Annotated in this window: 11 protein-coding genes and 2 pseudogenes; 11 read left to right on the forward strand and 2 right to left on the reverse strand. The window is 61.3% G+C overall.

The window, feature by feature from the left end; all coding sequences use genetic code 11:
* Positions 1–1,070: alkene reductase (locus NKH02_RS24205; RefSeq protein WP_352882064.1), on the forward strand; the 1,070-nt coding region annotated here is incomplete at its 5' end.
* Between the two features lie 489 nt (positions 1,071–1,559).
* Positions 1,560–2,583: pseudogene (locus tag NKH02_RS24210) on the forward strand (IS110 family RNA-guided transposase); the annotation flags it as partial.
* Between the two features lie 199 nt (positions 2,584–2,782).
* Here the strand turns inward: NKH02_RS24210 and NKH02_RS24215 are convergent.
* The gene (locus tag NKH02_RS24215; RefSeq protein ID WP_352882066.1) at positions 2,783–4,267 is read right to left on the reverse strand and encodes a xylulokinase; all 1,485 of its coding nucleotides are present in this window, start codon (positions 4,265–4,267) and stop codon (positions 2,783–2,785) included.
* Between the two features lie 106 nt (positions 4,268–4,373).
* Positions 4,374–5,330 carry a sugar-binding transcriptional regulator gene (locus NKH02_RS24220; protein WP_352869762.1) on the reverse strand — a complete coding sequence of 319 codons (957 nt, stop codon included), beginning with the start codon at positions 5,328–5,330 and terminating at the stop codon, positions 4,374–4,376.
* A 138-nt stretch (positions 5,331–5,468) separates the two neighbouring features.
* On the opposite strand from NKH02_RS24220, the gene NKH02_RS24225 reads away from it, so the two are divergent.
* The 9 genes and pseudogenes from NKH02_RS24225 (at position 5,469) to NKH02_RS24265 (ending at position 16,785) form a co-directional block, all read left to right on the forward strand.
* Entirely contained in the window at positions 5,469–6,824 is a 1,356-nt protein-coding gene (locus NKH02_RS24225) for a sn-glycerol-1-phosphate dehydrogenase (RefSeq protein ID WP_352882069.1), read from the forward strand.
* Between the two features lie 4 nt (positions 6,825–6,828).
* Positions 6,829–7,641, forward strand: coding sequence for an HAD-IIB family hydrolase (locus tag NKH02_RS24230; RefSeq protein WP_352869758.1), 813 nt, complete (start codon positions 6,829–6,831; stop codon positions 7,639–7,641).
* Entirely contained in the window at positions 7,638–9,185 is a 1,548-nt protein-coding gene (glpD, locus tag NKH02_RS24235; protein ID WP_352869756.1) for a glycerol-3-phosphate dehydrogenase, read from the forward strand. The genes NKH02_RS24230 and glpD overlap by 4 nt, the downstream gene beginning before the upstream one ends.
* Positions 9,186–9,349: 164 nt before the next feature.
* The gene (locus tag NKH02_RS24240) at positions 9,350–10,237 is read left to right on the forward strand and encodes a carbohydrate ABC transporter permease (protein ID WP_352882071.1); all 888 of its coding nucleotides are present in this window, start codon (positions 9,350–9,352) and stop codon (positions 10,235–10,237) included.
* Between the two features lies 1 nt (position 10,238).
* Positions 10,239–11,116 (forward strand): annotated as a pseudogene (locus NKH02_RS24245) (carbohydrate ABC transporter permease).
* A 70-nt stretch (positions 11,117–11,186) separates the two neighbouring features.
* Positions 11,187–12,686: an ABC transporter substrate-binding protein gene (locus NKH02_RS24250; protein ID WP_352882073.1), complete on the forward strand. Its 1,500-nt coding sequence runs from the start codon at positions 11,187–11,189 to the stop codon at positions 12,684–12,686.
* Positions 12,687–12,811: 125 nt separating this feature from the next.
* On the forward strand, positions 12,812–13,537 hold the full coding sequence (locus tag NKH02_RS24255; RefSeq protein WP_352882074.1) for an SDR family oxidoreductase: 726 nt from the start codon (positions 12,812–12,814) through the stop codon (positions 13,535–13,537).
* A 65-nt stretch (positions 13,538–13,602) separates the two neighbouring features.
* Complete coding sequence (locus NKH02_RS24260) at positions 13,603–14,667, forward strand: ABC transporter ATP-binding protein (RefSeq protein WP_352869746.1); 1,065 nt, start codon at positions 13,603–13,605, stop codon at positions 14,665–14,667.
* Positions 14,668–14,736: 69 nt separating this feature from the next.
* The gene (locus NKH02_RS24265; protein ID WP_352882076.1) at positions 14,737–16,785 is read left to right on the forward strand and encodes a bifunctional aldolase/short-chain dehydrogenase; all 2,049 of its coding nucleotides are present in this window, start codon (positions 14,737–14,739) and stop codon (positions 16,783–16,785) included.
* The last annotated feature ends 31 nt before the right edge of the window (positions 16,786–16,816 follow it).

A 16,816-nucleotide genomic window follows, 5' to 3' on the forward strand; every position in this document is an offset into this window, starting at 1 on the left:
CCTATACCCTCGGCTCGCTGACCCTCTCCAATCGTATCGTCATGGCGCCCCTGACGCGCAATCGCGCTGGCCCGGGCTTCGTTCCGGGCGATCTTGCCGCCGAGTATTACGGCCAGCGGGCCTCGGCCGGCCTGCTGATCTCCGAGGCCACGCAGATCTCGCGGCAGGGACAAGGTTACCAAGACACGCCCGGCATCTACTCCCAGGCTCAGATCGACGGCTGGCGCAAGGTCACGACAGCCGTGCACGCCAAGGGCGGACGTATCTTCCTGCAGCTCTGGCATGTTGGTCGCGTCTCGCACGTCGATCTGCAGGCGAACGGCGCCGCGCCCGTGGCGCCCTCGGCAATCCGGGCCGCGACCAAGACGTTCGTGAACAACGGCTTTGCCGAGGTTTCGGAGCCCCGCGCGCTGGCGCTCGACGAGCTTGCGGGGATCGTCAACGATTTCCGGCAAGCAGCCGCGAACGCCATTGAGGCGGGCTTCGATGGCGTCGAGATTCATGGCGCCAACGGCTATCTGCTGGACCAGTTCGCCAAGGACGGTGCCAATGTCCGCACGGATGCGTATGGCGGATCGGTCGAGAACCGCGCCCGGCTGATGCTGGAGGTTGCGACTGCGGTGGTCGAGGAGATCGGTGCCGAGCGAACCGGGATCCGGATTTCGCCCGTCTCGCCCGCCAACGGCGTCTCGAGCAGCTCCCCTCAGGCGCAGTTCGACTATATCGTCGATCAACTCGACGCTTTGGGCATCGTCTATATCCATGTCGTCGAGGGCGCCACGGGCGGATCGCGCGATGTCGCGCCGTTCGACTTCGGATCGCTCCGCCGGCGCTTCAACAATACCTATATCGCCAATAACGGCTATGACCTCGAACTCGCGGCGTCTCGGCTCGCCGACGGCAAGGCGGACCTCTTCGCCTTCGGGCGCCCGTTCATCGCCAATCCCGACCTTGTGGAACGGCTGAAGACGCGCACGCCGCTGACGGAGTTCAACTCGGCGACGCTCTATGGCGGCGGCCCCGCCGGCTATACCGACTATCCCGCGATCGCCGCCTCAAGCCGCCCATGAGCTATCGGCGGGCGGCGCCTGCGAGGCAGCCATCCCACGTGACAGCAGCGCCTCAGGGCTCTCGAACTGGTGTCCAAACCCAGTGAGTGCAAGGCCGTCGTCCTTTCTGTCGATGCTCGTTCGTCCGCATGCGGGGTACAGGGTCGTCTTCGCGGTCGATGCAAGATCGCCGCAGGATGAGTTTCGCAGGTGAGATCTTCCTGTGTTCGTTGCGCAATCTGCTGCCGAGGCAGTTGCTTCCCGCTTCGCGGAATGGTCTCAGCCACGTCCCGGCAGGGACAGCTCGATGCGTCCCCTGTAAGAACGCTGTTGGTGGAATGGTCTGACGGAATCGTCGCTAGCGAGCGACTGAAGTATCAGGCCGCGGCTCGCGTTCCTCCGTGTGGATCAAATAGCTCGCCCGTCCGAAGCATAATTGCGGGAGCGGTGGCCACCTGAGACGTGGCGGCGATGTTCGAACCTCTAGCCGGCTGGCTTTCCCCCGATAGGATGAAGAACGGGCTCTCGATTGACACCAGGCCCAGGCATCGAACGGAGGACAGCCATAAGCAGTATATCGCTCTCGACGTATCCACGAAAGAGACGGCAATTTCGATCCGTCAGGACGGCAGAGGATCTGGCGGGGCAAGTGCGCGTCCGACCCGCAACTGATTGCGGCGGCAATCCGCAAGCACCCCAGGTCCGGCGGGTGGTATTCGAGACGGGGCCGCTGTCGGTGTGGTTCTACCACCGTTGACGGCAGAGGGACTGCCCGCGATCTGCATCGACGCGCGGCATGCCAAGGCCGCGCTCGATTTGGCCGCGAACAAGACCGACGCGAATGATGCGGATGGCCTGGCACATCTGCCGAGGTCGGTTTCTACCGAGAAGTTCGGGTCAAGGGTTTTGACAGCATGCTGATCCGCACGCTGATCACCGCACGGCGCCAGCTTCTCAGATGCGGTTGCAGATATCCAACCAGATTCGCGGGCTGATGAAGACGTTCGGCCTCGTCGTGCCCAAGGGCGCCGGCAGTGTGTTCGAGCGCAACGTCCGCGACCTTCTTCAAGGTGAGGACAAGCTGGCGCGGATCGTGGTTCCGATGCTTCGGGCCTGGAGTGATATCCGGCACCAGACAGCAGAGCTGAGCAAACAGTTGGCAGCGATGGCGCGTAATGACCAGCACTGCCGACTGCTCATGTCAGTGCCCGGTGTAGGCACTGTCACAGCCACCGCCTTTGCCGCAGCCGTGGAGAATCCCGCGAACTTCAGGAACTCTCGCACAGTGGGCGCGTGGGTGGGCCTGACGCCGAGGCGCTATCAGTCCGGCGAGATCGATCATGACGGTCATATCTCGCGCCGTGGCGATAGTCAGCTCCGCGGACTTCTGTACGAGGCGGCGGCGGTCATCCTGAACCGATCAACGGACACCAGCACTCTGCGAACCTGGGCGTTGGAACTGAAAGAACGGCTTGGCTTCAAGCGAGCGGCCGTGGCCCTAGCGCGCAAGCTGGCGGTGATCATGCATGCGATGCGGGATGGGTCATGGTCAGGCTCCTGGTTGAAGAAGCCCGTCATGCTCTGCCGCCGCCGAAAAACGTATGGTAAAAATGGCGCACCCGACAGGATTCGAACTAGTTCGACTTCCGACTTCCGAGCGATGCCGCCCCAGTTCGCTTGGGCTCGTCTGCCGACCTCAGCGTAGACACCACCGACAGGCTTCATGAAGTCAATCACCGTTCGCGATTGTTGATGTAAACATGGGCCTGTCTTTCGGAGAGGATAAGCCAATCTTGGTAAGCGGCAGGATCAGGCGCAAGTGCTTCGGTCGTCCGCGCCATGGCATTTTTCGCTTCGTGGAAATTCGTGTACCACCCGGCACCCACCGCAGCCGACATGCCTGCACCGAGTGCCGATGCCTCGTTCGAGAGGCTGCGATGGACAGGAAGCCCTGTCGCATCTGAAACCATCTTTCGCCACAGCAGACTCGAAGCACCACCGCCGATCACGAAGATGCGCGCGGCCGCAAGCCCCTTGGCCCTCATCTGCTGCAAGCTCCTTGCAAATTCGAGCGTGATCGCCTCGAGTGATGCGCGATAGAGATGACCCATTCCATGATCCGGCCCGAAGCCCGTGAAACTCGCCCGCGCATTTTCATCCCAGTAGGGATCCATACATCCCATCAGGTACGGGCAAACCATTAGCCCGTCAGAGCCGACGGGCAGGCGCATAGCCTCCGCCTCCAGTCGTTGGAAAACCGCCGCATCCGCGCGTCCACCAGCGAAATTATCGAGCAGCCAATTCACGAAAAAAGCACCGCCGCGCTGTACGCTCTCCAAGATATAACCGTCGCCGGTAGGCGATACCAGCGTCCGCCAATGCCCGCTCAATTCCGGCGTCGCCGACCAGACGCCACCCACAACCGCCGTTCCGAGATTGAGATAGACCGTTCCCGGTTCGATCGCGCCGACGCCAAGGGCGGCGCAGTGACCATCTCCGCCGGCGGCAAAGATCGGCGTGCCCGGTCTCAACCCGGTCTCTGCAGCGGCTTCCTGCGAGACGGCGCCGATTTGGGAGGCCGGCGGATTGAGCGATGGAAACTTGGCCTCATCGATCATCAGATGATCGAGTATTTTCGTCGACCAGGTTTTGCTGACGATATCGAAAATGCCGAACGGATCGGCGCTGGTCCATGTCGCCTGAGGCGCGCCGCACAGGCGCATCGTCAGATAGTCATGTACGGACAGAATATGAGTGGCCTTATCAAGCAGATCTGGTTGGTGAGTACGCATCCAGCGCAGGCGATAGACGCAGGGAAGGATATCGACCGGCTTGCCTGATATGGCATGTAAAGTCTCTGCGCCCAGTTCGTTTGCAAGGATTGCAGGCATGTCCCGAGCGCGCCGGTCGAGCCAGACCGTGGCGGGAGCCAACGGACGCCCCTGGTCGTCCAGCAGCGCCATTGTCTCGCGCTGATTAGAAATCGCCACGCCATCGATGCGGTCCGGTGCGATAGTATCGGTCACGGCCTTCAACGCAGTGATAGCCGCGCTCCACCACTCGTTTGGATCCTGTTCGGCGCGATAGGCGTCGGGGCTTGACAGCGTGTGCGGCGAACGACCCTCGAAACAGGGCTGCCCGTCTTTCGACCAGGCAATAGCTTTCACCGATTGCGTCGATGAATCGATCCCAATGACATACCGTTCCTCTGACTGCATGAAAGCGGCTCCTCTCCGAAAAAGCGATCCGCCTCGGGACGAGCCGGTGCGACGCAGTTGGGTTCCCCTCCACATGCAGCGGCTGTCCGGCCCCCGCTTGTGATGGTCAAACCGCCAGCAAGGCCTCTCCCGTGGCCATGTCGGTGACGAAGTGCGTCGAGTAGCCACCTTCAAGCGTCGCACTAATGGCCTCGATCTTGCCGCTTCCACCCGCTACGCAAATCCTGTTGGGCGTCTGGATCAGCTCTTCCAGCGCGATTCCAACCATTCGCTCGTCGTGATCCCCGCCCACGGCACGACCATGCGCGTCAATGAAGCGACCGATGATGACCGCGACGGCGCCATTTTCGACATAAGCGTCGATTTCAGCCTGACTTGCGATCCCGGACGCACGGACGGTGCTATTCGGGCCGACATCGCCGACGCCGAACAGTATGCGATTAGTCGAGTGTATGAGATCGAACTGTTTCTTCAACACCGGTTCGTCTAGCAGCATCGCCCTGAGTTCCCTGGTCGACAAAATAGCTGGGGCAAGAAGGTTTACGCAACGCGCGCCGATCCGGCTCGACAGGAGCGAGGTGCACAATTCGGGCGAAAAATCCGGTTCGCCCGTCGAACTTCCCGAGACCTGGACCACGGTAAGATTTGGGACCGGTTCCGGAAGGGAAATCTGGTCCGCGACCGAAAGCACGGTGCGTCCCCAAGCCACCCCGATCACGTCTCCCGTCGCCACCTGTTCGGCCAGAACCCGTGCTCCGGCATTTCCCAACCTGCGCACGAGATCGCGATCTCCGGTCGAGGGGATGACCAGCGCGCCTTGAAGGCCGAATTTTTCCATCAGGCCACGCGCGATCCGGGTGCGGCCGCTCGCATGCGTGTTAATGCGGATCGACACGATGCCACGTTCCCGCGCCTCCTGCAGATAGTTGACGATGGTTGCGCGCGAGACATTCAGCGTCGTGGCGACTTCGCCCTGGGTCATCTCGTCGGCGTAGTAGAGCCAAGCCGCCCAAGTGACGGCGTCGTCGAATTCCGTGGGCAGGGTGACACCTGCGTCCTGCATCTTTTTCCTCGAATTTTCTTGTTGTTCGATCCCATCAGGCGGCATCGGATGGCAAATGTCAACATGCTCTGTCATGTGTATTGACAAGTGTCACACCGTGGTGTCATTTGCCAACATCTGAAAAAACGGACTTCGGGAATGGAAACGGCAAGGAACCAGGGCAGCGTGGCAAACGCTCCCGAGGGCGGTTGGAACGCCCTTATCGATGACGTGGTGGGAGGACGCTGGGTCAATCCGGAGTCCGGAAAGCGTGCTGTCGCGCCCTATGAGTCGATTGTCATTGCGGAAAGTCTGGAAGGGCGCGAAGCCGAACTGGTAGCAGACCTCGCGCTCGGCGGGAGCCACACCGTGGTTGCCGATCATGCGACCTGGGAGGCAATGGGCGCACGTGTCGCGGGTGCACTCGAAAAGCTCGGTCCAGTCAAAACCATCCTCCTCGATCATCCGCATGCCGACATGGCCACTGTGGCGCAGTTGACCGAAAAGCTGAACGGTGCCGAGGGCGTAGTCGCGGTCGGGTCGGGCACGATCAACGACTTGGTCAAATATGTTACCGGCCTCGACAACCGCCGCTATTGCATCTTCGGCACCGCCGCCTCGATGAACGGTTATACGTCAACGACGGCGTCTATCACGCTAGCAAGCGGGCTCAAGGTCTCGCTACCGTCGCATGCGCCGGCTGGTTTTTTCGTCGATCTTGGCGTCGCGGCATCCGCGCCGACCTATCTGTCCGCTGCGGGCTTTGCCGACTGCCTTGTTCGTTCGGTGGCGCAGGTCGACTGGTGGCTCTCGCACCGCTTGTTCGGAACAGTCTATTCAAACCTTCCCTATGTTATCCAGGAGCGGGACGAGATCGAGCTCAACCGGCGCGCCGAAGGCATCGGCAGCGGCGATGTCGCAGCTAATGGCTATCTCTATCGCGTGCTGACGCTCTGCGGACTTGGTGTGTCGTTTACCGGGATGTCCAACCACGGCTCGATGGGCGAGCATCAGATTTCGCATTACATCGATTGTTTCGCCGGAGCCGAGCATCCCGGCACCCTGCACGGCCAGCAGGTGGGCGTCGGGGTACTGACCATGGCCCGGCTGCAGCGCCAATTCCTGGAAAACGCCACGCCACCGGTGATGAAGGCAACCAGGATCGACGTCGGCGATATGGCGCGTCGCATGGGTGCTGACATTGCAAGACAATGTTATACTGAGATTCAGCCCAAGATTTTCAGCGACAGGGCAATTGGCGCGCTCAACGACAAGATCGCCGATCTCTGGCCGGTCCTGCGCGAGGAATTGAAGGCCTTCGTCATCCCAGTCGATGAAATGACCCGGCTACTGACGGCGGCGGGTGGGCCGACGACGGCCAGGGAACTCGGTGTGCCGCCCCACTTCTATCGCGAGGCGGTTATCCATTGCCGCGAGATGCGCAATCGCTACTCCTTCCTCGACATTGCCGCCGATGCCGGCATTCTTGAGGATTTTGTTGGCGGGGAGGTTTGAGGCCATGCGCTCGATCTCCGAAATGCCAGTCGAGGATGCAGGCAGGATTAGCACTCTGTTTGCGGATATTGACGACACACTGACCAATGACGGCCGGCTGCCGGCCTGCGCCTATGAAGCGCTGGAGCGGCTTCAGGCTGCGGGGGTTGCCGTCGCGCCGATCACCGGCCGTCCGGCCGGCTGGTGCGACATGATCGCCCGGATGTGGCCGGTTTCCGGTGTCGTCGGCGAGAATGGCGCCTTCTATTTCTCCTATCATCAGGACAGCCGGCGGATGCGCCGGGTCTTTGCGATCAATGACGACCAGCGCGCCAGTGATCGCAAAAAACTTGAAGCGGTACGGGCGCGCATTCTGGCCGAAGTGCCGGGTACGGCGATCTCTGCCGATCAGCCCTATCGCGAGGCTGATCTTGCCATCGATTTCTGCGAGGACGTCCCCCCGCTGTCCGCCAGCGAGGTGGAGCGCATCAAACGGATCTTCGAGGAGGAGGGCGCGGTCGCCAAGGTTTCGTCGATCCACGTCAATGGCTGGTACGGCGCCTATGACAAGCTGACCATGACGCGGCGGTTTGCCGCCGATGTGCTGGGGTTGGATATCGACGGCCACAAGGACAAAGTCGTGTTCGTCGGTGACAGCCCCAATGACGCGCCGATGTTCCATTTTTTCCCCAATGCCTGCGGCGTTGCCAATGTGTTGCGATTTCGCGGGCGGATCGACTCGGAGCCCGCCTATGTGACGTTGCATGAGGGTGGGCATGGATTTGTCGAAGTCGCCAACCGCATTCTCGATGCGCGCAAGGGGAGGGTTGCGGCATGACGGCTCCCCTCTACGATCTCGCAATCGTTGGCGGCGGCATCAATGGCGCGGGCATTGCCCGCGATGCGGCCGGTCGCGGCCTGAGCGTCTTTCTCTGCGAGAAATCGGATCTCGGCTCGGCGACCTCCTCGGCCTCGACCAAGCTTATTCACGGTGGGCTGCGCTATCTGGAACATTACAAGTTCAAGCTGGTGCGCCATGCGCTGAGCGAGCGGGAAGTGTTGTGGCGGATCGCGCCGCATATCATCTGGCCGCTGCGCTTCGTGCTGCCGCATCGCAAGGGCCTTCGGCCAGCCTGGCTGCTGCGGCTTGGCCTGTTCCTCTACGATCACCTCGGCGGACGACAAAAACTGCCGGGCACGAAAACGCTGCGATTGTCGCGCCATCCGGCCGGTGCATCGCTGCGGGATGTCTCCTCGGTTGGGTTCGAATATTCCGACTGCTGGGTGCAGGACAATCGCCTGGTGGTGCTCAATGCTCGCGATGCCGAAACCTATGGCGCCGACATCCGCACGCGTACCCGCTGCATCCGGGCTCTGCGGGAAAAAGGGCTCTGGCATGTGAGTGTCGAGGACGTGGAAACGGGCGTGGTCGAGACCATCCGTGCGCGGGCGCTCGTCAATGCCGCCGGTCCGTGGGTGGATCAGGTTCTGGCAACAGCGATTGGCCGAAACGCGGCCGGATCTATCCGGCTCGTCAAGGGCTCGCATATCGTCGTGCCTTTCCTTTATGACCATGACCGCTGCTACATCTTCCAGAATCCCGACGGGCGTATTTTCTTCGCCATCCCCTATGAGGAAGACTTCACGCTAATTGGGACGACGGACGTCGACTACAAGGGCGAACCGGAAGAAGTCCGCATATCGGATGACGAGGTCGATTATCTCTGCAAGGCAGCGTCCTCTTATTTCAAGCGCGCTGTGACGCCGGCCGATGTCGTCTGGACCTATTCCGGTGTCCGTCCCCTTTATGACGACCGTGCTGCCACTGCGCAGGAGACGACGCGCGACTATGTGCTGAAAGTCGATGGCGCCGATAATGAAGCTCCGCTTCTGAGCGTCTTCGGCGGCAAGATCACCACCTATCGCTGCCTTGCCGAGGATGCGTTGCGCGTGCTGGCGGGACGTTTCCCGCAATGGACGTACAAGGCGGGATGGACCGGGCGACAGCGTTTGCCAGGCGGTGATTTTCCGGCGGACGGGGCGGACCGGCTCGCACAGGACCTGAGCCTCGAATACACCTTTCTCGACAAGCGCGCCGCCCGCCGCCTTGTCAGGCATTACGGGATCGAAGCCAGAGATATTCTCGCCGGTTCGCGGGTCAGGGCCGATCTGGGCCGCACCTTCGGTCCCGATCTAACCGAGGCGGAAGTCCGTTTCCTGATGCAGCGCGAATTTGCACGGACCGCAGAGGACGCGGTTTTTCGCCGGACCAAGGCCGGCATCCGCATGCGCAAGGACCAGATCGCCGAACTGGACGTATGGATGGCCGAGGAGCGCTCCGCACGCAAGGCGGACCGCAAGGGGATTGCTGTGGCGCGATAGGACGCGCCGCTGGCCGAACGAAGGACATGAGCCGGGTTGTGCCGGAGAGGACGAGAAACAGGTTCGAGGCCCGAACCCGCAGAGGAGCGGGTACAGGCCAGGAGAAGGCCGAAGCGCCGGTTTGAGGCGCATAGGCCGGCATCCGCCCTTGGGAGGAGCACGGAATGTCCGTCACACAGGTGAGGCGTTTAGCGATTTCAGATTCGCCCTGGCCGTGGCTGTTGCCGCTCGTCAGCCTGCTGGTCGTGTTCACCATCTACCCGTTGATCTACAATATCTGGCTGAGCTTCCACGAATTCGTGCCGAAACAGCGCGCGTTGAAATTCGTCGGTATGGCGAATTGGATTCAGCTTTGGAACGACACGCGTTTCTGGAGCGCGCTTGGCGTCACCTTCCTCTATTTCTTCATCGCGCTGGTGTTCGAAATCATCCTCGGCATGGCGATCGCGATGCTGCTCGATGCCGAACTGCCGGGCTTCGGCGTGCTGCGCGCTACCCTGTCGATGACGTTGGTCATCCCGCCTGCCATCGCCGGAATGATGTTCCTGCTGATGGAGGATCCGCAATTCGGGGTCTTGCCCTATCTGCTAAACACGATGGGCCTTCTCGACAAGTCAACGCCTATTCTCGCGACCTCATCCTTGGCCTTGGCCGGTGTGCTCGTTGCGGAAATCTGGCAGTGGACGCCCTTCATGGTGCTCATCTTCATGGCTGGCCTTCGCTCGCTGCCGGCCGAGCCCTATGAAGCAGCGATGATCGATGGCGCCTCGTCCTTCCAGATGTTCCGCCGGCTGACGCTGCCGATGATGTCGAAGGTGATCGCAGTCGCGGTGCTGCTGCGCGGCATCGATCTCTTCCGGGTGTTCGACTACGTCTTCGTCATGACCTCGGGCGGCCCGGGAACGGCCACCTATACTGTCAGCCTTTATGCCTGGCAACAGACGTTCTCGTTCCTGAAATGGGGTTATGGCGCGACGCTGAGCCTCGTCAGCCTGGCAATGGTGATGATCACGGCCAACGTCTTCATCAAAGTCTTCAAGGTGAGGTGGTAACATGCACCAGAGCGCTGGCACCCGAACATTGCGCACGATCACCGGCTGGCTCGTCGTTGGAGCCTTCTTCTTCCCAATCTACTTCTGGACGTCGGTCGCCTTTCGCAACGCCAAGGACATTTTCAACTGGCCGCCGAAATTTTTCGTCTTCCGACGCTCAAGAATTTCGAGCAGGTGTTTGGCATTTCGCTCGGCTTCGGTTTCGGCAGGCAGGAAACGGTCAATCCCGGCGGCGGCAATTTCTACATGGCGCCCCGACTTTGGGATTCGATCGTTGTCGCCTCGATGTCGACCGTCCTTGCCATCGTCGTCGCCACCCTGGCCGCCTACTCGCTGTCGCGCATGAATTTTCGCGGACGCCACGAGTTCGTTAACTGGGTGTTGTCAACCCGCATGATGCCGCCGGTCGCCGTCGCCATCCCGATGTTCTTCATCTTCAAGCAGTTCAGCCTGCTCGATACGTATATCGGCGTTATCCTGATCCACGGCCTGATGAACCTGCCGCTGGCGGTGCTGCTCTTGAAGAGCTTCTTCGACGATATTCCGTCCGAGATCGACGAGAGCGCACTGCTCGACGGCGCGTCGCGTTGGACGATTTTCCGGCGCATCGTCCTGCCGATGGCCAAGGGCGGCATCGCGGCGACAGCGGTTCTCTGCTTCATCTTCAGCTGGACGGAATTCCTGTTCGTGCTGACGCTGACGCAGACCGGCCTGAAGACCGTGCCGGTAGTGTCGTCGACCTTCGTGACATCGATCGGAACGGCCTGGGGCAATATGGCGGCGCTGGGTGCAGCGGCCATCGTGCCAGCCTTTATCGTGATCCTGCTGGTCCAGCGCCATCTGGTGCGCGGCCTGACGATGGGGTCGCTGAAACAGTAATTCGGCGCGCAGGGCGCTTGAATATTCGGCCGGCAATTCTGTCGTCCGTTTAAAAGTGGAGGAGAAGAGGATGAAGGACAGTATCAGAAAGAACTATCTCGCGTCGATCACGGACAGGTTCGTCAAAGGTCAAATGGGCCGCCGCGACTTCCTGATGGCCGCCGGAAAGCTGGGCCTGGGTGCAGGTGCGCTCGGCATGGGAATGGGACGCGGGCCGTTTGGCGGGCTCTCGCAGGCCAATGCACAGGAAGCGCTGCAGCCGTCGCCGGAAGTGATCAAGTGGCTGCAGGACGTCGGCAAGCCTTTTGCCGGCACCACGCTCAAACTCGCTACGGAATCGACGCCACCGTCAAACGCCATCAACTCGCAGCTGAAGAAGTACTTCGAGGAAGCGACCGGCATCAAGGTCGAGATCGAGGTTCTTCCGCTGGAGCAGGTTCTGCAGAAGCTGACACTCGACGTGGCCTCATCGCTCGGCACCTACGACCTCTACTATATCGACCAGAGCTGGGCGGCCTCCTTCAGCCAGGACGTTTTCGATCCGCGCGAGCAGATCGAGGCCAAGCCCGATCTGGCCATGCCGAACTACAACATCGATGATTTCCTGCCGGCGCTGGTCGACGGCATCGCCAAATACAAAGACCGCTGGGTCGGCGTCCCCTACGATATCCCGATCTTCATCATGATCTATCGCAAGGATATCTACGAGAAGCTAGGCCTCAAGGCGCCGGCGACACTTGAAGAGCTGTACACCAACTCCAAGACCATCACCGACGAAATGGGCCCGAACGTCTACGGCACCAGCGGCCAGATGAAATCCGGCCATTACAGCCTGGAATGCGACTGGACGGCGTGGCTCTGGGGCCATGGTGGCTCGATCTTCGGACCGGACGGCAAGTTCACCGGTAACGACGAAAAGGGCGTCGCGGCGCTGGACTACTGGACGAAGCTCAAGGCAACGATGCCTCCTGGCGTCGATGGCTGGACCTGGGACGGCCAGGGCCAGTCGGTGGCACAGGGTGTTGCGGCGTCCATGCTATCGTGGGGCGAGTTCTTCCCCTATTTCGACGACCCGACCCAGACCAAGGTTTCGGGCCTCTGCGAAGTTGCGGTACCGCCGCAGCCGATCGCGCTCCGCACCGTCAAGGAAACCGGTTACGGCGAAATCCCCGGCGTCGGCCATCAGGGCGGGTCGTCGCTTGCCGTGTCAAAATACTCCAAGAGTCCGGATGCGGCGTGGGTGTTCATGCAGTGGGCGACCTGCGCCGACACGCAGGCCCTGGTCACCACGCTCGGTGGCGGCACGGGTCCGACCCGCGCCAGCGTCTATGACGATCCGCGCGTGCTCGGCAACGCCCGCGTCGGTGCCGGTACGACCCGGCACCTGCCGGTCGTGCGCGAGACAATCGCCAAGTATATGGGCTCCGAGCCGGATCTGCCGGAATGGGCTCAGCTTTCCACCGATACGATCCCCGTCGGCCTCGGCAAGTATTTCGCCGGCAGCTACGGCTCGCCGAAGGAGGCCCTCGACGACATCGCTGCGCAGGTTGGCAAAGTGATGAAGGGTTGATTGGACGGGCGGCGGTTTCCGCTGCCGTCAACGAACCGGTTCCCGAGTTGCGATGTCCTCTAGCCCTCGCCAATGGCAACGCTTCTCGGGGATCGACTACCCAGAACAGTGCGGAAGGCTGAAACATGGCGGACAAGCCGCTGATTGCAATTACAGGCGCGAGCTCTGGCATCGGCGAGGCGACGGCGCGGGCTTTTTCGGCAGCCGGTCACCCGGTGCTGCTGATGGCGCGCCGTCTCGACCGGCTGCAGGCGCTCGGACTGCCGAACGCCGTGCTGAAACAGGTCGATGTGCGTGATCGCGCCGCACTGGCTGCAGCCGTTGCCGATGCCGAAGCGCAATTCGGACCGGTGGATATGATGTTCGCCAATGCCGGCATCGCCCGTCTCGGCGACATCGCCAAGCAGCCACCCGAAGAGTGGGACGAGATGATCGACATCAACACCAAGGGCGTGATGAATTCCGTCCATGCGGTGATGAAAGGCATGATCGCACATCGCCACGGCACCCTGATGATGATGAGTTCGATTGCAGGCCGCAAGTCCTATCCGGACCACACGGTCTATTGCGGCACCAAGTATTTCGTCCATGCGGTCTCGGAAAGCCTCCGCGAATATTTGGCGCCGCACGATGTGCGCGTCATCGTCCTGCCGCCCGGCATTATTGACACGGAAGTGCTGGATCATGTGAAGGACGAGAATACGCTGGCCAGCTACAAGGCCAACAAGGAGGCGATCGGCGGCGGCATTTCCGCCGATATCGTCGCGGAGCTGATCCTCAATGCCTACAATCTTCCGCAGAAGGCGATCGTGCAGGAAATCGTCATCACCCCGACCCGGCAGAGATACTGACACTACATCCGGCGATCCGGCTGTAGTGAACAATGAAAATTGAAAGACGCGTGGAGAAGAAGTTCATGGCAACCGTAGAGTATCAGCGCATCGGCAAATCTTTCAGTGCCTTCAATATCATGCGGGATATCTCGTTTTTGATCGAGGATCACCAGTTCGTCGTTCTGCTCGGGCCGTCCGGCTGTGGGAAGACCACCCTGTTGCGCATGACCGCAGGCCTGGAGAGCGTCACCTATGGGGATCTGCTGATCTCCGGCCGCCGCGTCAACGATGTGCATCCGCGCGACCGCGACATCGCCATGGTGTTCCAGAACTATGCGCTCTATCCGACCATGAAGGTCTACGAGAACATTGCGTTTAGCCTGGAAGTGGCAAAACGACCGCCGACCGAAATCAAGAGGCGTGTCGAACACGCCGCAGAGATCCTCAATCTCACGCCCTATCTGCAGCGGTATCCGAAGGAGCTTTCGGGCGGCCAGCGCCAGCGTGTCGCCATGGGGCGGGCGATGGTGCGCGAAGCGGCGGTGTTCCTGTTCGACGAGCCGCTTTCCAACCTCGACGCCAAGCTGCGTGCGCATATGCGCACCGAAATCCGCCAGCTTCACAACAGGCTGAAGACGACCACGATCTATGTGACCCATGACCAGATAGAGGCCATGACCATGGCCGACAAAATCGTCGTCATGCGGGCCGGCAAGATCGAGCAGATCGGCACGCCGGACGATGTCTACGACAGGCCCGCGAGCAAGTATGTCGCCGACTTCATCGGCTCGTCAGCGATCAACTTCCTGACCGGCGTCGTCGTCGCCGATCAGGGTGCGCTGGCTGCCGAAACCAAGGCGGGCCTCATTCGGCTCGCACCATCCGTAAAGGTGTTTACCGGCCAGCGGGTTATCTGCGGCGTCCGTCCGACCGATGTCACGGTCGATCCGCAGGGATCCATTGTCGCGCGCTCGCTGCTGATCGAGCGCATGGGGCATGAGGCGCAACTCTGCTGCGAGGGTCCGGAAGGTCAGTTCCTGGCGATCGTCGACAAGTCGGCCCATTTCGACACGCATGCGGATGTCCGTTTTTCGATCGCGCCCGAAAAGGTGCATGTCTTCGACGCCGCCACGGAAAACCGGGTCTGACACTGAACCCATTGGATATTCGGTTTTTGCAACCCGGTTCGCGAGGATGCGGGAAGAGAGGAAATAGTGATGAAATCGAGATGGAACGACAGCGAGCTTGGATCCGTGGTCGAGGCTTATGTCGGAAAGGGCGTAAACCGCGATCTGGCGATTCGGACCTATACGACGCGCCTGCTCGGGCAAGACCCGGAACTGGTGCTGCACGGCGGCGGCAATACGTCGGTTAAGGCGGCGTTTACCGATCGGGACGGCGCCTCGGTCGATGTGCTTTGCGTCAAGGGCAGCGGCTGGGATATGGGCACGATCGAGCCACAGGGCTTGCCGGCCGTTCGGCTAGAGCCCCTGAAGGCCATGGTCGGTTTCGACGAATTGAGCGATGACGAGATGGTGATGCTGCAGCGGCGGCTCCTGATGGACCCGAACGCACCGAACCCGTCCGTCGAAGCCATCCTGCATGCATTGCTCCCTTTCAAGCATATCGACCACACCCATGCCAATGCGATCGTCTCCCTGACGAACCAGCCGCATGGCGAAGACCTCATCCGCGACCTGTTCCCCAAGTCGATCATCGTTCCCTATGTCATGCCTGGCTTCCTCTTGGCCAAGGCGTGCGATGCGGCCTTCCGCGCCAATCCCGGGGGCGATGGCATGATCCTTCTCAAGCATGGTATTTTCACTTGGTCTGACGATCCACGCGCAGCCTATGAGGACATGATCGACAAGATCGACCAGGCTGAACGGAGGTTGGCAAAAGGCCGGCCCAGGCCCTTTACGCCCGTCGAACTGCCCGTGGAGATGGCCACGGTGGCGGAGATCGCGCCGATCCTGCGCGGTGCCATCGCCATCGACACCGGCGTCGAGGGAGCACCCAAGCGTCTCATCCTCGAACACCGGACCAGTGAAAAGGTGCTCGACTTTTGCAACGCCGAGACGGTGGCGGGCCTCGTCAAACGCGGCAATGCGACACCCGAACACGTCATCCATATCAAGCGCTTCGGCATCGCCTTGCCTGCGCCTATCTCGGGGCTTCTGAGCGAATGGGCGGAGGTGGTCCGTGACGCGGTCGCGGTCTACCAAGCGGAGTACCGCGCCTATTTCGAGCGCAACAATGCCCGTGTCGGCGGCGGAAAGACGATGCTCGATCCGATGCCGCGCGTCTTCTATGTCGCCGGGATCGGCCTGTTTGCAGCTGGCGCCACGCGCAAGAACGCGCTTGTCGGCGCCGATGTGGCCGAAGCAACGATTGACGTGATTACCAAGGCCGAGGGTATCGAATCGTTCGAGGCTTTACCCGAAGCCGATCTGTTCGATATTGAATACTGGTCGCTGGAGCAGGTCAAACTGACCAAGCAGGTGGAAAAGCCCCTGACCCGGCAGGTGGCGGTGGTAACCGGTTCCGCTGGCGGGCTTGGTCTGGCCATCGCCGAAGCGCTTCGTTCCGAGGGCGCCGAGGTTGCGCTGATCGACATTGCCGAAGACGCCGTGGCACGCCAGGCCAAGCGGCTGGGCGGGCTCGGCGTCGCCTGCGACGTTACCGATCCCGCCGCAGTGGACGCCGCCATCGCCGAAGTGGCAGGCTATTTTGGCGGGGTGGACATCCTGATCTCCAATGCCGGCGCGGCGTTTCAGGGCCGGCTGCTCGATGTGCCGGAGGATACCTTCCGGAAGGCATTCGAACTGAATTTCTGGGCCCATCATTATATGGCTCGTGCCGCCGTGCAGGTGATGGAAAAGCAGAAGACCGGTGGCGCGATCGTCTTCAATGTGTCGAAACAGGCCGTGAATCCCGGGGCGGATTTCGGCCCCTACGGCACGTCGAAGGCGGCGCTGATGGCGCTGATGCGTCAATACGCGATCGAGCACGGCGCATCCGGCATCACGTCGAATGCAGTCAACGCCGACAGGATCCGTACCGGATTGATGACAGACGAGATGGTCAGCGAGAGAAGCCGCGCGCGCGGCCTGACACCGGAGGCCTATATGCGTGGCAACCTCGTCGGCCGCGAGGTAACGGGTTCCGACGTTGCGGCTGCCTTCGTGCATCTCGCCAAGGCTCGGGCCAGCACCGGCGCCGTGATCACGGTGGACGGCGGCAATGTCGCAGCGATGATGCGCTAGCGGCTGCGCCTCCTAATTGAAACGACATGAG

Source organism: Mesorhizobium sp. M1396 (assembly GCF_040317725.1).
Lineage (GTDB): Bacteria > Pseudomonadota > Alphaproteobacteria > Rhizobiales > Rhizobiaceae > Mesorhizobium.